This window comes from Mycolicibacterium sp. HS_4_1 (assembly GCF_054515875.1).
In genome coordinates this window covers 1,709,626-1,730,723 of sequence record NZ_CM137261.1, presented here as the reverse complement: position 1 = coordinate 1,730,723, position 21,098 = coordinate 1,709,626, and the positions used below count along the sequence as shown (strand labels likewise).

The 21,098-nt window shown below is 67.1% G+C and carries 22 protein-coding genes; 4 read left to right on the top strand and 18 right to left on the bottom strand.

From position 1 onward, the window contains the following. The first annotated feature begins 51 nt into the window (after positions 1 to 51). Positions 52 to 966: a zinc-binding dehydrogenase gene (locus ACX12F_RS08210; RefSeq protein WP_459369106.1), complete on the top strand. Its 915-nt coding sequence runs from the start codon at positions 52 to 54 to the stop codon at positions 964 to 966. 55 nt (positions 967 to 1,021) lie between these two features. Here the strand turns inward: ACX12F_RS08210 and lepA are convergent, their stop codons facing one another. Continuing rightward, a complete protein-coding gene (gene lepA, locus ACX12F_RS08205; RefSeq protein ID WP_459370276.1) occupies positions 1,022 to 2,869 on the bottom strand; it encodes a translation elongation factor 4 in 1,848 nt (615 codons plus the stop codon). A 94-nt stretch (positions 2,870 to 2,963) separates the two neighbouring features. Here lepA and ACX12F_RS08200 point away from each other — a divergent pair, with 94 nt between their 5' ends. Beyond that, entirely contained in the window at positions 2,964 to 3,578 is a 615-nt protein-coding gene (locus ACX12F_RS08200) for a type II toxin-antitoxin system PemK/MazF family toxin (protein ID WP_459369105.1), read from the top strand. A gap of 105 nt (positions 3,579 to 3,683) precedes the next feature. On the opposite strand, the gene ACX12F_RS08195 is transcribed toward ACX12F_RS08200, so the two are convergent. The 6 genes from ACX12F_RS08195 to ACX12F_RS08170 form a co-directional block, all read right to left on the bottom strand. Next, complete coding sequence (locus ACX12F_RS08195; protein ID WP_459369104.1) at positions 3,684 to 4,292, bottom strand: GNAT family N-acetyltransferase; 609 nt, start codon at positions 4,290 to 4,292, stop codon at positions 3,684 to 3,686. A 39-nt stretch (positions 4,293 to 4,331) separates the two neighbouring features. After that, entirely contained in the window at positions 4,332 to 4,763 is a 432-nt protein-coding gene (locus tag ACX12F_RS08190) for a CBS domain-containing protein (RefSeq protein ID WP_459369103.1), read from the bottom strand. Positions 4,764 to 4,788: 25 nt separating this feature from the next. Further along, positions 4,789 to 5,412, bottom strand: a complete 624-nt coding sequence (locus ACX12F_RS08185) for an MFS transporter (RefSeq protein WP_459369102.1) — start codon at positions 5,410 to 5,412, stop codon at positions 4,789 to 4,791. Between the two features lie 117 nt (positions 5,413 to 5,529). Next, the gene (locus ACX12F_RS08180) at positions 5,530 to 6,369 is read right to left on the bottom strand and encodes a transglutaminase family protein (protein WP_459369101.1); all 840 of its coding nucleotides are present in this window, start codon (positions 6,367 to 6,369) and stop codon (positions 5,530 to 5,532) included. Between the two features lies 1 nt (position 6,370). Beyond that, positions 6,371 to 7,345, bottom strand: a complete 975-nt coding sequence (locus tag ACX12F_RS08175; RefSeq protein ID WP_459369100.1) for an alpha-E domain-containing protein — start codon at positions 7,343 to 7,345, stop codon at positions 6,371 to 6,373. Beyond that, positions 7,345 to 8,877: a circularly permuted type 2 ATP-grasp protein gene (locus ACX12F_RS08170; protein ID WP_459370275.1), complete on the bottom strand. Its 1,533-nt coding sequence runs from the start codon at positions 8,875 to 8,877 to the stop codon at positions 7,345 to 7,347. The genes ACX12F_RS08175 and ACX12F_RS08170 overlap by 1 nt, the downstream gene beginning before the upstream one ends. Positions 8,878 to 9,227: 350 nt before the next feature. Between ACX12F_RS08170 and rpsT the strand changes: the two genes are divergently transcribed. Further along, positions 9,228 to 9,488: a 30S ribosomal protein S20 gene (gene rpsT, locus ACX12F_RS08165; protein WP_459369099.1), complete on the top strand. Its 261-nt coding sequence runs from the start codon at positions 9,228 to 9,230 to the stop codon at positions 9,486 to 9,488. Positions 9,489 to 9,580: 92 nt separating this feature from the next. On the opposite strand, the gene holA is transcribed toward rpsT, so the two are convergent. The 5 genes from holA to ACX12F_RS08140 all read right to left on the bottom strand — a co-directional run bounded on the left by holA (position 9,581) and on the right by ACX12F_RS08140 (position 14,891). Next, entirely contained in the window at positions 9,581 to 10,558 is a 978-nt protein-coding gene (gene holA / locus ACX12F_RS08160) for a DNA polymerase III subunit delta (protein WP_459369098.1), read from the bottom strand. 43 nt (positions 10,559 to 10,601) lie between these two features. After that, positions 10,602 to 11,960, bottom strand: a complete 1,359-nt coding sequence (locus ACX12F_RS08155; protein WP_459369097.1) for a type I glutamate--ammonia ligase — start codon at positions 11,958 to 11,960, stop codon at positions 10,602 to 10,604. Between the two features lie 30 nt (positions 11,961 to 11,990). Beyond that, complete coding sequence (locus ACX12F_RS08150) at positions 11,991 to 13,460, bottom strand: ComEC/Rec2 family competence protein (RefSeq protein ID WP_459369096.1); 1,470 nt, start codon at positions 13,458 to 13,460, stop codon at positions 11,991 to 11,993. Beyond that, positions 13,457 to 14,275, bottom strand: a complete 819-nt coding sequence (locus ACX12F_RS08145; RefSeq protein WP_459369095.1) for a ComEA family DNA-binding protein — start codon at positions 14,273 to 14,275, stop codon at positions 13,457 to 13,459. The genes ACX12F_RS08150 and ACX12F_RS08145 overlap by 4 nt, the downstream gene beginning before the upstream one ends. 301 nt (positions 14,276 to 14,576) lie before the next feature. Beyond that, on the bottom strand, positions 14,577 to 14,891 hold the full coding sequence (locus ACX12F_RS08140) for a hypothetical protein (protein WP_459369094.1): 315 nt from the start codon (positions 14,889 to 14,891) through the stop codon (positions 14,577 to 14,579). A gap of 312 nt (positions 14,892 to 15,203) precedes the next feature. On the opposite strand from ACX12F_RS08140, the gene ACX12F_RS08135 reads away from it, so the two are divergent. Beyond that, on the top strand, positions 15,204 to 16,253 hold the full coding sequence (locus tag ACX12F_RS08135; protein ID WP_459369093.1) for an NAD(P)H-dependent amine dehydrogenase family protein: 1,050 nt from the start codon (positions 15,204 to 15,206) through the stop codon (positions 16,251 to 16,253). Between the two features lie 57 nt (positions 16,254 to 16,310). Here the strand turns inward: ACX12F_RS08135 and ACX12F_RS08130 are convergent, their stop codons facing one another. From ACX12F_RS08130 to ACX12F_RS08105, 6 genes are all read right to left on the bottom strand, one after another. Next, a complete protein-coding gene (locus ACX12F_RS08130) occupies positions 16,311 to 17,165 on the bottom strand; it encodes a DegV family protein (protein WP_459369092.1) in 855 nt (284 codons plus the stop codon). Between the two features lie 2 nt (positions 17,166 to 17,167). After that, positions 17,168 to 17,902 (bottom strand): diglucosylglycerate octanoyltransferase, encoded by a 735-nt coding sequence (gene octT, locus ACX12F_RS08125; RefSeq protein ID WP_459369091.1) that lies wholly within the window; start codon positions 17,900 to 17,902, stop codon positions 17,168 to 17,170. After that, the gene (gene gpgP / locus ACX12F_RS08120) at positions 17,892 to 18,560 is read right to left on the bottom strand and encodes a glucosyl-3-phosphoglycerate phosphatase (protein ID WP_459369090.1); all 669 of its coding nucleotides are present in this window, start codon (positions 18,558 to 18,560) and stop codon (positions 17,892 to 17,894) included. The genes octT and gpgP overlap by 11 nt, the downstream gene beginning before the upstream one ends. Further along, positions 18,557 to 18,967 (bottom strand): ribosome silencing factor, encoded by a 411-nt coding sequence (rsfS, locus tag ACX12F_RS08115; RefSeq protein WP_459369089.1) that lies wholly within the window; start codon positions 18,965 to 18,967, stop codon positions 18,557 to 18,559. Before rsfS ends, gpgP begins: the two co-directional genes overlap by 4 nt. Further along, entirely contained in the window at positions 18,964 to 19,569 is a 606-nt protein-coding gene (gene nadD / locus ACX12F_RS08110) for a nicotinate-nucleotide adenylyltransferase (protein ID WP_459370274.1), read from the bottom strand. Before nadD ends, rsfS begins: the two co-directional genes overlap by 4 nt. A gap of 79 nt (positions 19,570 to 19,648) precedes the next feature. After that, positions 19,649 to 21,091: a vWA domain-containing protein gene (locus tag ACX12F_RS08105; RefSeq protein ID WP_459369088.1), complete on the bottom strand. Its 1,443-nt coding sequence runs from the start codon at positions 21,089 to 21,091 to the stop codon at positions 19,649 to 19,651. Positions 21,092 to 21,098 lie beyond the last annotated feature (7 nt).

Genomic DNA, 21,098 nt, shown 5'->3' with positions numbered 1-21,098 from the left:
TCACGCCGAACTACCGGGAATAGCGGCCAACCGTTGCGGGTTGGCCCGTTCATGCGCGCTCTCGTCTATGCCCCCGACGCTCCCGCCAATCTCCGGTTCGACGAGGTCGCCGAACCCGTGGCCACCAAATCTCAGGCCCTGATCGCGGTGCACGCGATTGCGCTGAACTTCGGTGAGCTCCACTTCATCGACCAGATGCGCCGTCCGGGCGAGGTCCCGGGTTGGGACAGCGCCGGCGTGGTGGTGCAAGCCGCGGCCGACGGCTCCGGACCGCGGGTGGGAGCCAGGGTCGTCGGATTCGCCGGCGAGGCGGGCTGGGCCGAGCAGCGCGTCGTATCGACCGACAATCTGGCCGAGCTGCCCGAGTTCGTCGAGTTCGAGGATGCCGCGGCTCTTCCGGTGGCCGGGGTGACTGCACTGCAGGCCCTGCGCGCTCTCGGCCCGGTCGTCGGGCGCCGGGTGTTGATCACCGGGGCGTCCGGCGGCGTCGGTCGATTCGCCGTACAACTGGCAGCCCGGGCCGGCGCCCACGTAGTGGCCGCCGTCGGCAGCGCGCCGCGCGGCGAAGGTCTGCAGGAATTGGGCGCAGCCGAAGTGGTGGTCGGACTCGACGCGGTGACCGAGCCGGTGTTCGGGGTCCTCGACAACGTCGGCGGAAAGTTGTTGGCGCAGGCCTTCAGCCTCGTGTCAGACGGCGGCTCGGTTCAGTCCATCGGGATGGCTTCCAATGAACCCACCACGATCAACTTCGAGGCGGAGCGGCGCATCGGTAATCGAAAACGGTTGGAGCCGTTCACCGTTCGCGCGCCGTTCCACGCCGATCTCAGTTACCTGCTGACACTGCTGGCCGACTGCGAGATCGATCCGCAGATCGGACTGCGGGACTCGTGGGAGAACATCGCCGGGGCCGCGCAGGCCCTACTGGGGCGCAGGGTCGCCGGCAAGGCCGTGTTGCAGGTCGCCTGACTCGTGAATAGTGCACGATTTTCCGCGGCTGCCGCGGAAAATCGTGCACAAATCACTACTTCTTGGGCTTGTCGCTCGCCGCGTCGGAAGACAGGGCCGCGACGAAGGCTTCCTGCGGCACCTCGACCCGGCCGATGGTCTTCATGCGCTTCTTGCCCTCCTTCTGCTTCTCCAGCAGTTTGCGCTTACGGGTGATGTCACCGCCGTAGCACTTGGACAGCACGTCCTTGCGGATGGCCCGAATGTTCTCGCGGGCAATGATTCTCGAACCGATGGCCGCCTGCACCGGCACCTCGAACTGCTGACGCGGGATCAGCTCCTTGAGCTTGGTCGTCATCTTGTTGCCGTACGCGGCCGCACCGTCCTTGTGGACGATGGCCGAGAACGCGTCGACGGCCTCGCCCTGCAGCAGGATGTCGACCTTCACCAGGTCGGCCTCCTGCTCGCCGGCCTCCTCGTAGTCCAGGCTGGCGTAGCCGCGGGTGCGCGACTTCAGTGAGTCGAAGAAATCGAAGATGATCTCGCCGAGCGGCATGGTGTAGCGAAGCTCGACGCGCTCCGGGGACAGGTAGTCCATGCCGCCGAGCTCACCGCGCCGCTGCTGGCACAGCTCCATGATGGTGCCGATGAATTCGCTGGGCGCGATGACCGTCGTCTTCACCACCGGCTCGTAGACGGCGCGCACCTTGCCCTCGGGCCAGATGGACGGGTTGGTCACGACGAGCTCGGTGTTGTCCTCTTTGACCACCCGGTACACCACGTTGGGCGCCGTCGAGATGAGGTCGAGGTTGAACTCGCGCTCCAGCCGTTCGCGGGTGATCTCCATGTGCAGCAACCCGAGGAAGCCGCAGCGGAACCCGAAGCCAAGGGCCACAGAGGTTTCCGGCTCGTAGGTCAGGGCGGCGTCGTTGAGCTGCAGCTTGTCGAGCGCCTCTCGCAGCACCGGATAGTCCGAGCCGTCGACCGGGTACAGGCCCGAGTAGACCATGGGCCGCGGCTCGCGGTAACCGGTCAGCGCTTCGGTGGCACCGTGGCGGGCCGACGTCACGGTGTCGCCCACCTTGGACTGGCGGACGTCCTTCACACCGGTGATCAGATAGCCGACTTCCCCCACGCCGAGGCCGTCGGAGGCCTTCGGCTCAGGCGAGACGATGCCGACCTCGAGCAGCTCGTGCGTCGCCCCGGTGGACATCATCTTGATCTTCTCGCGGGGATTGAGCTTGCCGTCGACGACGCGCACGTAGGTCACCACGCCGCGGTAGATGTCGTAGACCGAGTCGAAGATCATGGCCCGCGCGGGCGCATCCGCATCGCCAACGGGCGCCGGGATCAACCGCACCACCTCGTCGAGCAGCTCACGCACGCCCTCACCCGTCTTGCCGGAGACGCGCAACACATCGGACGGTTCGCAACCGATGATGTGGGCGATCTCACCGGCATACCGATCGGGGTCGGCGGCGGGCAGGTCGATCTTGTTGAGCACCGGAATGATCGTCAGGTCCCGGTCCAGCGCCAGGTACAGGTTGGCCAGCGTCTGCGCCTCGATGCCCTGGGCGGCGTCGACCAGCAGCACGGCGCCCTCGCAGGCCTCCAGCGCGCGCGACACCTCGTAGGTGAAGTCGACGTGCCCCGGGGTGTCGATGAGATGCAGCACGAACTGCTCGCCGTTGACCTCCCACGGCAGCCGCACGTTCTGCGCCTTGATGGTGATACCGCGCTCGCGCTCGATGTCCATGCGGTCCAGGTACTGGGCCCGCATGTCCCGGTCGGCGACCACACCGGTGATTCCCAACATGCGGTCGGCCAGCGTGGACTTGCCGTGGTCGATATGGGCGATGATGCAGAAGTTCCGAATCTGCGCCGGCGCAGTGAACGTCTTGTCGGCGAAACTGCTGATGGGAATCTCCTGGTGACGATGGGTCTGCGCGTATCACGCGCGGCTACCAGGGTATCTAGCGAGGACCCCGGCGGCTAAATCGCGGCCCCGAAACTCCCCTATGCTCGATGGCATGGCGTCGCAGTGGAGGACGTTCCAGCGTCTGGCGGAACAATTGGTGTTCAACGAGGCGCCCAAGCTCATCCGCACCTTGCAGCAGCCCGACGGGTTGTCCCGGACCATCCAGCAGGGCATCCGGTTCGGCATCGAGGTGGGTCTCACCGCGCTCGGCGCGGTTTCGACGGGGCCGCAGGCGGCCATCACCGCCGGACGCCCGGTCACCGAGAACATCGTCCCCACCGCGCACCGCGCCCGGCGCGTCGTCTACTCACCCAACCTGGACGGCCAGGCCGATCCGGGCGAGATCGTCTGGACCTGGGTCGTCTACGAAGACGACCCGACCCGCGGCAAGGACCGCCCGGTGCTGGTCGTGGGCCGCGATCGCAGCACCCTGCTGGGGCTGATGCTATCCAGCCAGGACCGGCACCAGGGCGACCCCGACTGGGTCGCCATCGGCTCCGGCAGCTGGGACTACGAGGGACGCGCCAGCTGGGTGCGCCTCGACCGCGTGCTCGACGTGCCGGAGGAAGGCATCCGCCGCGAAGGCGCGGTCCTCGAACGCGACAAGTTCGAGATCATCGCCGCCCGCCTCCGCGCCAGCTATTCCTGGAGCTAGGCCCCTTCCCCCTTTTCCGCGAGCGTGCGTGTTTGCGTGGCAACATGCCGCTTTCTGCGGGCACGCAGGCGGCGCTCGCGCCCGTCGAGAGTGCGTTGAACGCACCTACCGAGGCCGCCGCCACATCGGAATCAGGCTGGGCCCGTCGTTCGGCAGCACCATCTCGCCGGTGACCTCGAATCCGAACCGCTCGTAGTACGGCACGTTCACGGGGTTGCTCGACTCCAGATAGGCCGGTGCATGTTCGGCGTCGACCCGGTCCAGCCGGGACTTCATCAGGGCCTGGCCGAACCCGCCGCCGCGAACGAGAGGGTCGCTGCCGATCACCGCCAGATACCAATGCGGCTCCTCAGGATGATGCTTTTTCATCAGTTCGGAAGCCGCCTGCCCACGCAGCACGGCCGCGCCCAACGTCAGCAGCATGATGGGCGCGATCCGCAGTTCGTCGCGGCGCGTCTGCTGCCACGTCCCCGGCGGGTCCCACAACGCCGCCGCGCCGATGCCGTCCGCCGACGAAGCGACCTCGATGCCGCCATGGTCCAGATGCTGGTACTTGGCGAGCGCCGCGAACAGGCGCGGCAATCGGCGACGACGCGCCCCGTCGTCGGGAATCATCCATGCCATGACCGGGTCGTCGGCGAAGGCACGGGCGAGGGTGTGCGACAAAGCCCCGACGTCGGAACGGGTGGCCGCGCGGGTCTGAATTTCACGCATGCCGCCAGCTTGCCGCGAATCGTCACGCTGATGGGAGATTCAGCCCCCCTGAGTGATGTAGTCCTGCAGGTGCTGCTGCTCGGTCTCGAGCTCCTCCATCCGGGTCTTGACGACGTCGCCGATGCTGACGATGCCGGCCAGCCGGCCGTCGTCGAGGACGGGCACGTGCCGCACCCGGTTCTGGGTCATCAGCACCACGAGGTGGTCGACGGTGTCGCGCGGCGTGCAGGTCGCCAGAACGGTCGTCATGATCTCCGAAACCGGCTGGCCCAGTAGGCCGCCGCCACGCTTGTGCAGCTCGCGGACCACGTCGCGTTCGGACACGATGCCGGCCAGGCCGTCGGGTCCGATCACCACCATGGCCCCGATGTTGAGCGCCGCCAGGCTGGCCAGTAGTTGGGACACCGTGGTTTCGGGGGCGATGGTCGCTACCGCGGCACCCTTGTTGCTCAGTACGTCCGCGATCCGCATTGCGCGCCTCCGATCGTGATTCACCTCACACCAATAGTAGTCGGGCGCACACGTACAGAAGGGATTTAGCGCACCTGTCAGATATCAGTGTGAGTACGTCGAAGCCGTCTCGGCGAGGCTCTTGCCCGCAGTCTCGGGCGCGAGCCACTGCGACAGCGCGGCCCCGACAAACGCGACCCCGGCAGCGACCAACATGCTCACCGACATTCCCAGTACTCGCCGCCGATCGCGATATACCCATCAGAAAACGGATGATCAGCAACTGAAGCGCTGAGGTGATGAAGAACTGACCGAGCGCCACAAAAAATTGCAGGAACGACGCGATCACGAACAAACCCATGTCGATGAGGAACATGGGTTTGCGGCCGAACTTATCGGTCATCCAACCGCCGATCGGGGCGCCGACGAAGATGCCGAAAAGAGTGCCGGCAGCAATCAGCCCGATCCGCAGATCGCTGACGCCGAGGTCGGACTGGATCAGGACGGTCGCCGGCCCGATGATGCCGAGGATGTAGCCACCGAGGAACATGCCGCCGATGAGCACAGCGGTGAGCCTGATGAGAAAACGACGCCGGAACTCCGGCGTGCTGGTGGTGACGCCTTCGGCGTCCTTTCCAGCGAGGCTCGTGTCGGTCGTCTCAAGCACCACGTGCCTTCCCACGTTCTGTTTATGACGCAAATAGTGCAACGAACCGCGCCATATGCAACAGCGTGGGTTAGGTCACATAGTGTGTCAAGGTGAGAGCTTCGGCACCCTCGCCCGGTTTCAGGCCAGCCGGGTGATCTCCACGACGACATCCAGATCGGTCGACCCCTCGCCCGAGTAGATGCCCTTCAGCGGTGTGACGTCCGCATAGTCCCGTCCCACTGCGACGGTCACGTACTGCTCGTTGATCTCGACGTCGTTGGTCGGGTCGTAGTCCCACCAGCCCCCGGTCCACGCCTGCACCCAGGCGTGGCTCTGCCCTTCGATGGTGTCGCCGATCTCGGCCCGGCGCTGCGGATGCAGGTAGCCGGACACGTACCGCGCCGGAATCCCCATGGTGCGCAACAAGATCAGCGTCAGGTGCGCGAAGTCCTGGCACACCCCCTTGCCTTCCCGCAGCGCGTCCAGCCCGGACGAATGCACGCCGGTGGTGCCCGGGACGTAGTCCAGTTCGGTGTTGACCCAGTTCGCCGCGGCGGTCACCGCTTCCTGCGGGTCGTAGTACTTCATGATCCGCTGGCCGACCCGCTGCAGCCGCTTACTGACCGGCGTGTACGCGGTCGGCACGAGCAGTTCGTCGAATCGGTCACGCACGCCGCCACTGGCCAGGTCGTCCCACGTGACCAGTTCGGCAGGCATCTCGCCCTTGTCGGTCTCGACGACCGACGACGACGTCACCTCCAGTTCGGTGTGCGGCGCATGCAGATCGAAGGTGGTCACCGCGGTGCCCCAGTAGTCGATGTACCGGTACGAGCGGGTGGCCGGTACGGTCTCCACCCGGTTGAGGATGACGTTCTGCCGTGAGTCCGAGCGTGGCGTCAAGCGAGCTTCGTTGAACGACGCCGTCACCGGTGACTTGTAGGCATACCCCGTGGCATGGACAACTCTGAGCCGCCACATATCAGATCTCACCTTCCTCGATGACCGCCACCGGGTGGCCCGCGTCGGTCCACGCGACCCATGGCGCCGCGTGAAAGTACTCCAGCGCCAACGCCTCTCCGATTTCCCGGCAGCTGCGTTGCAGACCCGCCAGGCGCGCCTCCAGGGAGTCCAGCAGCAGACCCGGCCGCAGGAACTCCAGCTCGCTGCGGGCCCGGCCGAGCAGGCGCTGCGCCTCCCCGGTGGCGCCGACCCGGTCATGCGGCCGGTGGTGCAGTTCATCCAAATGCCGCTCTGCCACCCGGAGCGAGTAGAACACCGACCGCGGAAACAGCCTGTCCAGCAACATGAATTCGACGACACGGCCGGCGTCCAGCACGCCGCGGTAGGTGCGCAGATAGGTGTCGTGGGCACCGGCCGAGCGCAGCACCGTCACCCATGCCGGCGACGACGCACTGTCACCGACGCGGGCCAGCAGCAGGCGCACCGTCATGTCGACGCGCTCGATCCCCCGGCCCAGCATCATGAAGCGGTAGCCGTCGTCACGCGACAACGTCGAGTCGGCCAATCCGGCGAACATCGCCGCGCGGCCCTCCACGAAGCTCAAGAATTCATGTGGCCCGAGTCTTCTGGCCGAGCGCTCACGTTCCGCCAGCGCGTTGTACGTGGTGTTGAGGCACTCCCACATCTCGGTGGACGTGACTTCCCTTGCACCGCGGGCGTTTTCGCGGGCCGCCGAGATCGACTCCACAATCGAGTTGTTCCCGCTCCCACCCCGGCCGAACGCGACCAAGTCGGTCAACGACCACATGTCCAAGGGTGCCGCAGGTGGTTCGATTCCCAAGACCCGCAACAATGTTCGGGACGCCAGGTCGGGGTCGACGCTCGAGTCCTCCAGCAACTGGTGCACGGTGACGTCCAAGATGCGGGCGGTGTCGTCGGCCCGCTCGACGTAGCGGCCGATCCAGTACAGCGATTCCGCGTTGCGTGCCAACATCAGTACATCACCGCCTGTTGCTGTTGCTGTTGCTGTTGGTGGGCGGTTTGCACGGCCTGCTGCGGGGGCCCGTCATCGGCCGCCTGACCGCCAGACGGCAGCGAGCGGACGACTTCGGCGGCGGCGAGTTCACGGTCGGCGGTCGATGCCCGCGATGCCAGCACCCAGGTGTCCTTCGATCCCCCGCCCTGACTGGAGTTGACCACCAGCGAGCCCTCGGGCAGTGCCACGCGGGTCAGCCCGCCCGGCAACACCCACACGTCGTCGCCATCGTTGACCGCGAACGGCCTCAGGTCGACGTGCCGCGGGGCGAGCTTGTCGCCGATCCGCGTCGGCACCGTCGAGAGCTGGACCACCGGTTGGGCAATCCAGCCGCGCGGGTCGGCGCGGACCTTCTTCGAGATCGTGGCGATCTCCTTCTCCGAGGCGTCCGGCCCGAAGACGATGCCGTAGCCGCCGGACCCTTCGACCGGTTTGATGACCAGTTCGCGAATCCGGTCGAGCACTTCCTCGCGCTCTTCGTCGAGCCAACAGCGGTAGGTGTCCACGTTCGCCAGTAGCGGCTTCTCGCCCAGGTAGTACTCGATGATCGTCGGCACGTAGGTGTAGACCAGCTTGTCGTCACCGACACCGTTGCCCACCGCGCTGGAGATGACGACGTTGCCCGCCCGCGCCGCGTTGAGCAGTCCCGCGACGCCGAGCACCGTGTCGGGCCGGAACTGCATGGGGTCGAGGAACATGTCGTCGATCCGGCGGTAGATGACGTCCACCTGGCGCTCGCCTTCGGTGGTGCGCATGTAGACGACGTTGTCGCGGCAGAACAGGTCGCGGCCCTCGACCAGTTCGACGCCCATCTGCCGGGCCAGCAGAGAGTGCTCGAAGTAGGCCGAGTTGTAGACCCCCGGAGTGAGAACCACCACGGTCGGGTCCGCCTCGTTCGACGCCGCCGCGTTGCGCAGGGCCCGCAGCAGGTGCGACGAGTAGTCACCGACCGCCCGGACCCGGTGGGTGGCGAAGAGGTTGGGGAAGACCCGCGCCATGGTGCGCCGGTTCTCCATGACGTACGACACCCCGGACGGCGAGCGCAGGTTGTCCTCGAGCACCCGGAAGTCGCCCTTGTCGTCGCGGACGAGGTCGATACCCGCGACGTGGATACGGACGCCATTGGGCGGGACGATGCCCGCGGCCTCCCGATGGAAGTGCTCGCACGAGGTCACCAACCGGCGCGGAATCACGCCGTCACGCAGGATCTCCTGGTCACCGTAGACGTCGTCGAGATACATCTCGAGCGCCTTCACCCGCTGCTTGATGCCCTTTTCCAGCTTCGACCACTCGGCGGCCGAGATGACCCTGGGTACCAGATCCAGCGGGAACGGCCGCTCCTGGCCGGACAGCGAGAACGTGATGCCCTGGTCGGTGAACGCACGGCCGAGCGCTTCTGACCGGGCCGCCAGTTCGGACGCGTCGGATGGCGCCAGCTCGGCGAAGACGCCCTTGTAGAGACTGCGCACGACGCCGTCGGCGTCGAACATCTCGTCGTACGCATCGGCATAACTGTCGACGTCGTCGTAGCCGCCGAACACACCGTCGTAGCGATTCCCTGGTGTGGTGCGCCGTGTCCGTACGGGGCCACTGTGCGATGTCCGTGGGCTCATGGCAGACATGCTGCATCAACCTGGCAGTTTCGGCAGGGCAACTTGGCATTCACCGATATGCTCGGGTCGTCGCCAGTCAGTGCGCGGGCGCCGCGCTTTGGGGATTTCGCGTGGACGCTGGTAACCTGAACAGTCGCTGCCCGTTGACGGGCGAAGAGCGCAGACTTAAGACCGAGCATGCTCGTCCCAGAGCATGCCCAAATTGAGATTTAGAAGGAACGACACGCGTGGCCAACATCAAGTCGCAGGAAAAGCGCATCCGCACCAACGAGCTCGCACGTCTGCGCAACCAGTCGGTGAAGTCGGCGCTGCGTACGGCCATCCGCGGTTTCCGTGAGGCCGTCGAGGCGGGCGAGAAGGACAAGGCCGGCGAGCTGCTCGTCGCCACCAACCGCAAGCTGGACAAGGCCGCCACCAAGGGTGTCATCCACAAGAACCAGGCCGCCAACAAGAAGTCAGCGCTGACCCTGGCCTTCAACAAGCTCTGATCTGAGCCTGTAAGTTTTCGCGGAACCGCGGCCCGTTGATCGGGCCGCGGTTTTGTTGTGTCCGTCTCAGCTGTGGCGGCACATTCGGCAGCTCAGCTGTCGGCCAGCTCGGCGACGCGGCGCACCGCCGATTCCAACGCGTAGTCCGCGTTGGCCGCGACACCCTTGACGTCCGCGTTCAGCGCCGCGACCACCCGCAGCGCCTCGGCCACGGTGTCCCGGTTCCACCGCCGGGCCTGCTTCTGCGCCTTCTGGACGCGCCACGGCGGCATACCCAACTCCCCCGCCAACCGGTACGGGTCACCCGACAAACCACCGACGCGGGCGATCGAATGCACCGCCTCGGCCAGTGCGTCGGCCAGCACCACATGCGGGACGCCGCCCGCCATGGCCCAGCGCAAGGCTTCGGCGACACCGCTGACGTCGCCCGAGACGGCCTTGTCGGCGATGTCGAAGCCGTTCACCTCCGCCTTGCCGGAGTGATAGCGGCGCACGGCCGCCACATCGATCTGCCCCCCGGTGTCGGCCACCAGCTGTGAGCACGCCGCGGCCAATTCGCGGATGTCCGAGCCGACCGAGTCGAGCACGGCATTGATGGCGTCGTCACTGACCTTCACCTTCAGCGACCGGAATTCCTTGCGGACGAAGTCGGCACGCTCGGCGGCCTTGGTGATCTTGGCGCACGGATGCACCTCGGCGCCAAGCTTTTTGAGCTGATCCGCCAGCGCCTTGGCCCGGCCGCCACCGGAGTGCACGACGACGAGCATGGTGCCGCCCGGCAGGTCGGCCGCGGCATCCGCGATGAGGGCGACGGCATCCTTACCGGCTTCGGCGGCGGACTCCAGGACCACAACGCGTTCCTCGGCGAACAGCGACGGGCTCAGCAGTTCGGCGAGCTCGCTGGTGGACACGTCGCCGGCCCGCAGTCGGTCGACCGGCACATCGTTGTTCATCGCCCCGCCGTGGCCGGCCTGCTTACGCGCATCGCGCAACACGGCCGCCACGGCGCGCTCGACCAGCAGTTCCTCCTCGCCCAGCACCAGATGCAACGCCTCGGTCGATCCACTCACCCGTTGATCGTTTCATGGCGCGCCGACAAGCCCTCGCACGCACTCACACACTCCAAGCCAAACGGAACTTCTCGGCCAGTTCGGCGTCGGAGAGGCCGCCGTAGTTCTGGTGCTCGTAGCCGCGCACACCGAGGACCGCATCGGTGGCCGCGTTGCCGAGGATGTCGCGGACCACATCGCTGCTGCGCAGCGCGTCGAGAACCTCGATCTGCTTCGCCGGCAGTGTCACCACACCGGCGCGCTCGCGTTCGGCTTCGGTCAGGGCACCCGGGTCGACGGTGACTTCGGGTGGCAGCGGCAGTGCACGGGTGATGCCGTCGAGCGCCAGCCCGAGGATGGTTGCCGACGCGAGATACGGATTGGCCGACGGGTCGATGATCTTCACCTCGACATTGGCGCCGTACGGATTACCGGATGCAGCGCTGACGAACCGCACCGCGGCCTCTCTGTTCTCGGTGCCCCAGCAGACGTTGGCACCGGACCAGCTCCCCGGCTGGATGCGTAGCCCGGACACGATGGAGCCGCACAAGACCCCCTGCGCGCCAGGCAAACCGGCCAGCAGCCCCGCCACGGCGGCCTCGCCCGCCGCTGTCATCCCGTGCATCCCCGAACCGCCGGAGAACACCGGCACTCCATCATGCTTCAACGAAAAGTGCTGATGTGCACCAGAACCCACGCTGCCGGCGAAAGGCACCGGCGACAGACTGATCCGCAGGCCGTGGCGGCGGGCCACCCGTCCGATGATGATCCGCGCGAGCACCAGCTGATCGGCGGCGGCCACCGGATCGCGCGGTGCCAGCGAGAACTCGAACTGGTTGGCGCCGTATTCAGGGTGGAACTGTTCGATGGACAACCCTGCGGCGCCGGTCGCGTCCATCACGTCACGGACGAACCCTTCGAATTCGAGTACGCCGGCCAATCCGTACTGCGCCCACAGAACGGACGGCAGCTGCGCGCCGTCAGGGCCGACGACCACGAACTCGACCTCATGCCCGACGGAGGCCGTCAACCCGGCCGTCGCCAATCGCTGCGTAACCCGTTGCAGCACACCGCGACCGCAGTGCGGGTCTCGGTTTCCGTCCTGGGTGAAGAACGCGCCGGGCGCCCAGGCGAGTCCGTCGCCGAGGAGGTGTAAGCCCGCCAGATCGATGCGCACCCGCCGGTCCCCGACCACACCGATCTGATCGCTCATCACGATGCCGGTCTGGTCGATGGCGAACACATGCCACGTCGGGCTCGTGCCCAGCCCATGGTCAGCGAACACCTTCACCCGGCTGAGCGGAACCACCTTCGCTTGCGTCAGGCCCGCGGCGTTGACCACGGTGCCGATCAGGGTCCCGACGCCGGCCGCCTCGAGCGCCGCTATCGTCGCGGCCGCAGGGTCAGGAGAATGGTCGTCCACGTCAATAATTCTGCAACGCGGCGCCAGAGTTCACGGCCGTATCGCATTTCCTCGTCGTCGACGCCACGCGGCCACCAGCAGCGCCACCCCCAATGTCGTCGTGCCGAGCAGGAGAGCGCCGCCCCAACCCGACGGGACGCTCACCGCCGCGCCGGGCACCGCGGCACTCCACCGCGCGACGTGCAGGAGCCACCATAGTTCCGGCCCGGTGAACCGGATGAGCAGTTGCGCTGCGGCAGGCCAGAACCAGCCCACCGCGGCAGCCGCGGTACCGAGAATGGTGATGGGCGCAATAACCGGAGCCACAAGGAGATTGGCCGCCACCGCAACCAGACTCAGGCTTCCCGATATCGCTGCCACCAACGGCGCCGTCACAAGTTGCGCGGCAACGGCCACGCATACCGCGTCAGCGACCGGCTTCGGCCAGCCGCGGCCCACCAGCCGGCGCGACCAACCCGGCGCGATCACCACGAGCCCCGCCGTCGCCACCACCGACAGCGCGAATCCCGCATCCACGGAGAGCGGCGGCGAGATCACCATCAGCACCAGCACACTCGCCGACAGCGCTGGGATCGCCTGCCGGCGCCGATGCACCAGCAGGCCCATCAGCATCACCGAACCCATTGCCGCAGCGCGCAATACGCTCGGGGACGGCTGCACGATGACGACGAACGCAAACAACGTCAATGCCGCCAACGCCACGGCGATCCGCGGCCCGACCAGCGCCGCGCTCAGCAGAACCGCGCCGCACACGATCGTCACGTTCGCTCCCGACACCGCGGTCAGGTGCGTCAGTCCGGACCGCCGGAAGTCCGCTGTAGTGTCCGACTCGACCGCCGACACGTCGCCCAGGACCAGCCCCGGCAACATCGCAGCCTGATCCGGCGGCAGCGCCAGTCGAGCGGCCTCGCCGAACTCCGCCCGCACGTGCGCCGCCGCGCGCTGGCCGGTCGAGGCCGTCCCGAACCGCGGCGCGCCCACCGCGGCCAGCACAGCCACGGACAGGTCGCGCCTCTTGGGCCGGGTGACCCTGGCCCGGAACGCCATCGGGCGGCCCACGCCGACCTCCGAATACCCGACAGCAGGCGCGAAAACCATGACCCGCCCTGATGATTCGACGCCCTGAAGCCTCTGCAACGAGGCCATGAACATCAGGCGGCCGCCCTGGATGGTCTTCGGGGACTCCGATGGCGTGACCGTGACCGTCACGGTCGTGCCGAACCGGGAAGCCAGCGGATGGGTGTCGACCGCATGCACGCGCACCGTCGCGACGATCGCGAAGGCCGCCCCCACCGCCGCCACGGCGAGCACTGCGCGCCAGCGCAGGTCGCCCATTCGCAGCCCGACTCCCACGACGCCCGCCACCGCGACCACCAGCGCCGCCAGCGCCGCCCATGGGCCCCACCACACCCCGACTGCTGTCACCGTCCAGCACGTCAGGGCGGCCGGCACCAACCGCAGGTCGATGCCGGGGACGTCCGGCGCGGGACTGCCCGTCACACCTTGACCAGTTCACGTAGTTTCTCCAGCCGACCCGGCCCGATGCCGTCGACCTCACCCAGCTGATCAACGCTCGTGAACCGGCCGTTGGCCGTACGCCACGCCACGATCGCTTTCGCCATGACCGGACCGATACCGGGCAACGCGTCGAGCTGCTCCTCGGTAGCGGTGTTCAGATCGACCGGCGCTTTGGGGCCAGTGCCCCTTCCATCACCGGACGGCCCCTTCTCCGGCGGTGCGGACGTCGCGCCTGCCGAACTGCGCATCACCGCCGGCGCACCCACCGGAGCGGTGATGCCGACCAGGATCTGCTCGCCGTCGGCCACCTTGCGAGCCATATTCAGGCCGACGAGGTCGGCGCCGGCCAGCGCTCCCCCGGCGGCGGTGACCGCGTCGGCGATCCGCGCACCGGCAGGGAGCGTCACCAGTCCCGGCTTGTGGACCAGGCCGGCGACGCTGACCACGACGTCCTCGGCCTTCGCCGGGGGTGCGGGCGCTCCCGGTGTGCTGGACGAAACCATCTGCACCGGAGGCAGTTTCGCCGCGGTCACGGGCGGCTTGTCATCACCGAGCACCGCGATCACGGTCACCAGGACCGCGACCACGCCGACCACCGCAAGCGCGATCACCCCGGCGCGCCCGGGGTCGGCGCGCACCGACGCCAGCCACCCCGGCCCACCTGACAGCGTGTCGGGCAGCCATCGCGACAGCGAGGTGTCGTCGTTCTGGTCTGGTTCTCCGTCGGGGTCCGTCGCGTCTCCTGGCTGTGCGGTCAGCCGCCGCTGCGCCCAGTCGACCGGTGTCTGAGTGACCATGTCCGCGACGTTAGGCACCGCCACCGACCGGAACGCCGCGAAAATGCCGCCGCGCGGGCCGCCTGTGGATCAATCGCGATCTGTGGATGATGTCGAGATGCAGCGAGGATTGACCAGACACGCCTGCATACTTTGAAAAAGTCGAGCGTGTCGCGTGGGCATGGCAATCTTCGTTGCAAAAGTACAGGCAAGACAGGCATTGCTCTCTGCCATCAAACTTGCGTGATATGCATCGAGTAATTGACCGTTTACGCTACTATTTTACCTGCAAATTGTGGTCCAATTACTCCGTCGGCATCATTCATCGATTGCAGTTGAGATCAACGTACGCAGTTTTATAGCGAATGAGATTGCCGACGTTCCCGGTCGGGCCTCGCTGTATCCAGGAGTGCTTGACAGCAGTGCCCTCCCGCACCGCGATGACCGTACATTGCTCGATGGGTGCGTTACCGATCTTGTTGACTATCGGCCGAAGTCCTTGTGCTTCCAGCTCACTGATCGTGGCCTGGGCCGGCGCCTGCACCTCGGGCGCAGCCAGCGCCGGCGCCGCCGAGCCCAGATTCAACACGATCGCTACAGACGCAACCCCGGCGCTCCTGGTAATACCGCCGCCCAACAATTCGATTTCCTTTCCCGCATTTAGAACCGTTCATCTGCGTTTATCTCAGAATTCAATTCTAGCCAGGATCGAACGCGTGTCGAGATACTCATATGCGACGCATAATGATCGCCATGTCAATTTCATATTTGATTCATAGCCGTTTCAGAGATCGCCGGCTCATGGTGTCCGGATGAGAGCGCTTGTCAATTTGTCTTGCATCTCGACAATGCGACGACGAATCGCCTGGCCGCCCGGACCCCCGACGCCCGGTAGACACCTGCGGCATAGTGTCTAGCGAAAGCGCACAGCCCCAACGAGGAGGCCTCCATGACCACCGATCGACCACTCCGCGTCATCCAATGGACCACCGGCAACATCGGTAAACGGTCCCTGCACGCGATCATCGCTCGTGACGACATGGAGCTGGTGGGTGTGTACGCGTACGGCGCCGATAAGGTCGGTGTCGACGCCGCGGACCTGGCCGGCTGGCCGGAGCCGACGGGCATCAAGGCCACCAACGACATCGAGGAACTGGTCGCCCTGGGGCCCGACGCCTGCTGCTACAACCCGATCTGGCCCAGTATCGACGAACTGGTGCGCCTGCTCGAGTCCGGCATCAACGTCTGTTCCAGCGCGGCCTGGATCACAGGTGGCAAGCAGTCGCCCGAAGATCTGGCTCGCATCCAGAAGGCCTGTGAGGCAGGAAATTCCACGATCTTCGGCAGCGGCGCACACCCTGGTCTGACCAACATGATGGGCATGGTGCTGTCCAGCGCGTGCGAGAGCGTCGACGAAATCCGCATCACCGAGTCGGTCGACTGCGGCGTCTACGAATCGGCGGGAACCATGGCCGCGATGGGCTTCGGCAAGGACCCGGAGACCCCCGGGCTGGCCGAGAGCGTGCGCCTGGAGAGCGAAGTGTTCGCCGAGTCGGCCGCGATGATGGCCGACGCCATCGGCGCCAAGCTGGACAAGATCACGTTCGACGTCACCTTCACCCCCGCGACCGAAGACTCCGACCTGGGGTTCATGCAGATCCCGAAGGGCACCGTGGCCAGCGTCTACGGCTATCACCGTGGCTGGGTCGGTGACAAGAACGTGGTCAGCGTCGGTTTCAACTGGATCATGGGCGAACACGTGACGCCGCCGAAGCCCGTCGCGCACGGCCATGTGATCCAGGTGTTCGGCGTGCCCAACATGCGCACCGTCGTGTACTGCCTGCCGTCGAAGGACTGGAGCGAGGTCAGCCTCAACGGGCTCGGCATGATCTACACCGCGCTGCCGGTCACCAACGCGGTGCCCGCGGTGGTTGCCGCCGCGCCGGGCATCCTGACACTGAAGGACCTGCCGCCGGTCACCGGACGGTTCGCCGGCTAGGGAAAAGCCGTTCTCAGCCGGTTGACCAACCACCGGGGTGCGGTTGGCCTGCCCGGGTCACTGCCCCGGGTGGCGCTGCTCCTGCATGTTGACGATCACACCGACAGCCCCGGAGCCGACGTGCACCGCCAGCACCGGCCCCATGTCGGTCACCACGAGTGATTCGACCTGGGGCAGACGGGAAGTCAGGGCGGCGCCGATCGACGCGGCGTCGTCGTGATTGTCGACGTGGTGCACGGCGATGGATGCGGGCCGGTCACCGACCAGCGCGGCCACCCGCTCGATCAGCGCGGCATGCGCCTTGGCCACGGTCCGAATCCGCTGATCCAGCACCAGCCGGCCGTCGATGTCCAACTGCAGCAAAGGCTTCAGCGACAACGCGGTGCCCAACCACGATGCGGCCGTGCCGATGCGGCCACTGCGGCGCAGGTTGTCCAACCGATGCACGACGATGAAACCGTGCTGCTTGCCGGACTCCGAACGGGCCTGCGCCTCAACGGCATCAAGGTCCGCGCCGGCCGCCGCGGCCCGGGCCGCGGCGAGGGCGACGAACCCGACCCCCATGGCCGCCGATCGTGAATTGACCACGCGCACGGCAGGACCCAGTTCCCGGCCGACGGCCGCGGCGGCGCTGAACGTGCTCGACAGGCCGGCCGACAGGTGCACCGCCACCACACCGTCGCCGCCACTGTCGGCCAGCGCCTGCGTGTAGACGTCGGTCAGATCCGCGGGCGCCGCGCCCGCGGTGGACACGTGCGACCGGTCCTGGATGTCCTGCGGAATCGGGTCGACCCCGTCCTGGTAATCGATACCGTCCTGCAGCACGTGCAGGGGGACCACCCGAATGTCCCAGCGCTTCAACTGATCTGGGTCAAGCCGGGCCGACGAGTCCGTGACCACCACCACGGTCATGACTAGTCGTCAGTCCGCTGCGACACCACACCGGCCTCGGCCAGCCCCTTGAGCATGAGTTCGGCAACCGCGCGGTGCGCCTCGAAGTTCCAGTGGATGCCGTCCGGATTCGCCCGGCCCGACATCACCTCGTCACCGACGGCGGCCTTGAGGTCGACGACCGGAATCTGCTTCGCGTCAGCCCAATCGGTGATCGCCGCCGCCGTGGCGTCGCGCCACCGGTGCGAGCTCCCATAGGTCTCCGCGATGTGCACCGACGGAACCGTCGCGACGAACGGAATACCGGGGCGGTTGAAATCGATTGCCCCGCGGGTTTCTTCGAGGTATTCGACAGTCAGGTGCGCCGGCAGCGCGGGCCGGGCGATCGGCGACAGCCGCGGCTGCAGCCAGCCGTAGCCGTCCCGCACGATGCGGCGCAGCCACGACGGACGCACGTAGCGGATGAGCTCCCGCAGCGCTGTCGGCAACGGCGACGGCAAGGAGTCCATGCCGCACGTCGCGAAGATCACCGCGCCGGCCTTCGGCAGCGCCGCCCAGGAACGCGGATCCTGGGTCGCCGCCCACCACACGTCGCGGCAGGTCCAGCCGATCCGGCCGATCAGCTCCAGGTCCCAACCAAGTTGGGAGGCAACGATGTTCGGCCAGATGCGCGGATCATCGGACGGCAGCCCGCCCGTCGGGCCGTAGTAGGACAGCGAGTCGCAGAAGACGAGCAGGACAGGACGGTCAGAGGACATCGTTGGCCACCTGAGCCGAGGCGTTCCAGACGTCCAGGCGCCACGTCACGGGATCGTCGTCGGCCAGTCCCGCGCTGTGTCCCGACAGCTGTACCCAGCTGGCATTGCCCATGCCGCCGAGCACCGGCCAGTTGTCCACCGGGAGGTCCAGCAGGGCCGCGGTCAGCGCCGCGATCAGGCCGCCGTGCGCCACGAGCACCACTGGGCGATCGACCTCGTCGACGCCCCACTCGGGCAGCTTGCGCAGCTGCTCGATCACCACCGGCAGACTGCGATTCGCGACGTCCACCCGGCTCTCGCCGTTGTGCGGCGCCCAGCGGGCGTCCTCCCGCCAGGCCAGCCGTGCGCCGGGTGCGACGGCGTCGACCTCCTGATGCGTCAGGCCCTGCCAGTCGCCCAGGTGCGTCTCGCGCAACCGCTCATCGACGGACACCGGCATGCCGGCCTGGTCGCCCAGCGTGGTCGCGGTATCGAGGGCACGGCGCAGATCGGACGACACGATCACCAGTGGCTGCCGCTTGGCCAGCACATCGGCAGCGGCGACTGCCTGGGCCCGGCCCAGATCACTGAGGTCGGTGTCGAGCTGGCCCTGCATCCGGCTGGCGGCGTTGTACTCCGTCTGACCGTGACGCAGCAGCAGGAGCCGCCGGTTCCTCACTCGCCGTCCTCATCCGACGCGTCGCCGTCGGGGTTCACCGGGAGCTCACCCTCGAGGTCCACTTCGATGGCCGGGCAATCCCGCCAGAGCCGGTCCAGCGCGTAGTACTCGCGCTCCTCCTGGTGCTGGATGTGCACGACGATGTCGACGTAGTCGAGCAGCACCCAGCGGCCCTCGCGGGCGCCTTCGCGGCGGGCCGGCTTGTGGCCTGCCCAGCGCATCTTCTCCTCGACCTCGTCGACGATGGCGTTGACCTGACGGTCGTTGGACGCGGAAGCGATGACGAAGTAGTCGGTGATGACCAACTGGTCCGACACGTCGATGACGCTGATGTTCTCGCCGAGCTTGGCGGCAGCCGCACGGGCGGCGACCGTCGCCATGCCGAGGGCTTCGGGGGTGGCCGTCATGTGTTCTCCTGCTGGTTCGCGGCCTGGTAGAGCCTCCGTTTGGATACGTATTGGACGACGCCGTCGGGCACCAGGTACCAGATGGGCCGGTTGGCCTGGGCGCGGCGACGGCAGTCGCTCGACGAGATGGCCAGCGCGGGCACCTCGACCAGGGTCAGGGCGTCGGGTGGCAGTTCTTTCTGTGCTTCCTCGATGTGCTTGCCGTCCAGCTCGTAGCCGGGCCGGCTGACGCCGACGAACCGGGCCGTGGAGAACATGTCCTCCCAGTTCTGCCAGGACAGGATCGAGGCCAGCGCGTCGGCGCCGGTGATGAAGAACAGGTCGGTGTCAGGGTTCTGCCTGGCCAGGTCGCGCAGCGTGTCCTTGGTGTAGGTGGGACCGCCGCGGTCGATGTCGACCCGGCTGACCGAGAAACGCGGATTGGCAGCTGTGGCGATGACCGTCATCAGATACCGGTCCTCAGCGGCGGTGACGTGCCGGTCGCGCTTCTGCCAGGGCTGTCCGGTGGGCACGAACACCACTTCGTCGAGCTGGAACAGGTCGGCCACTTCGCTGGCCGCGACGAGGTGTCCATGGTGGATGGGATCAAAGGTCCCACCCATCACCCCCAGCCTGCGTCGAGTCACGATTGGCCAGCTTACGGCAGTGTTCGGAGCCAACTCCGGGGCAGGACCTCGCGGGCTAGACGGGCAGCAGGTTGTCGATCACCGCGGCGAGCTGCTTGGCGGACCGGCATTCGTGCATGGTGATGACGTCCTGGTACTTGGCCGTCGCCGAGTCCCCGCTGCCCCACAGGTGCTTGGGCTCGGGGTTGAGCCAGTGCGCGTGGCGGCTGGCATTGACCATGTGCGCCAGCAGGTCGGCCTGCGGGTTGCGGTAGTTGTTGCGGCCGTCGCCGAGCACCAGCAACGCCGTGCGAGGCGAGAGCGCACCCGGCCACTTGTCCAGGAACGAGACGAAGGCGTGGCCGTAGTCGGAGTGCCCGTCCCGGGTGTACACCGCCGCCTCGCGGGTGATCTTCTGCACCGCCACGGCCAGGTCGGCATCGGGCCCGAACAGCTCGGTGACCTCGTCGGTGGTGTCGATGAAGGCGAAGACGCGCACCCGCGAGAACTGCTGACGCAGCGCATGGACCAGCATCAGCGTGAAGTGGCTGAAGCCGGCGACGGAGCCCGACACATCGCACAGCACCACCAGTTCAGGGCGCGCCGGGTGCGGTTTCTTGAGGACGACGTCGATGGGCACGCCGCCGGTCGACATCGACTTGCGCAGCGTCTTGCGCAGATCGATCTGGCCGGCGTGGGAACGACGGCGGCGGGCGGCGAGCCGGGTGGCCAATGTACGGGCCAGGGGCGCAACGACATTGCGCATCTGGCGCAGTTGTTCGCCTGATGCCCTGAGGAATTCGACATTCTCGGCGAGCTGCGGGATGCCGTAGGTCTGCACATGGTCGCGGCCGATCTGCTCGGCGGTGCGCCGCTTGGTCTCCGACTCGACCATGTGGCGGAGCTGCGAAATACGCTTCGCCGCAATTGCTTTGGCGATCTGCTCCTGGGTGGGTGTCGGCTCGTCACCGTACGGCGCCAGCAGGCCGGCCAGCAGCTTGCCCTCCAGCTGGTCCAGCCCCATGGCCTTGAGCGCCTGGTACGACGAGTACGACGGGCCGCGGCTCGAGTTGTATTTGCCGTAGGCGTCGACGATCTGCGCGATCATCGCCATCAGGCGGTCGTCGAGGTTGGCCATGTCGGCGTCCGACAGCAGATCGAGGAGCGCCGAGCGCATGCCCTCGACGTCCTCGGGCGGTATCCGGTCGGGCCGGTTCTCCGGGTCCTCATCGTCGTCGAGTGCCAAGACGGCCCGGTCCCCCATGGCCGCGGGGAACCAGAGGTCGAACAACGCGTTGTAGGTCTCGCGGTGATCGGGCCGGCGCAGCACCGCGCAGGCCAGGCCCTCACGCAGCACCATGCGGTCACCCAGCCCCAGGGTGGCCATCACCCGCCCGGCGTCGACCGTCTCCGACGGGCCGACGTTGATGCCCACCTTGCGCAGGGCTTCGACGAACCCCACCAGGTGGCCCGGAATACCTTGCGGGGCAAGCGGTTGCACGGGGGTTCGTCCAGTCACGGCGAGT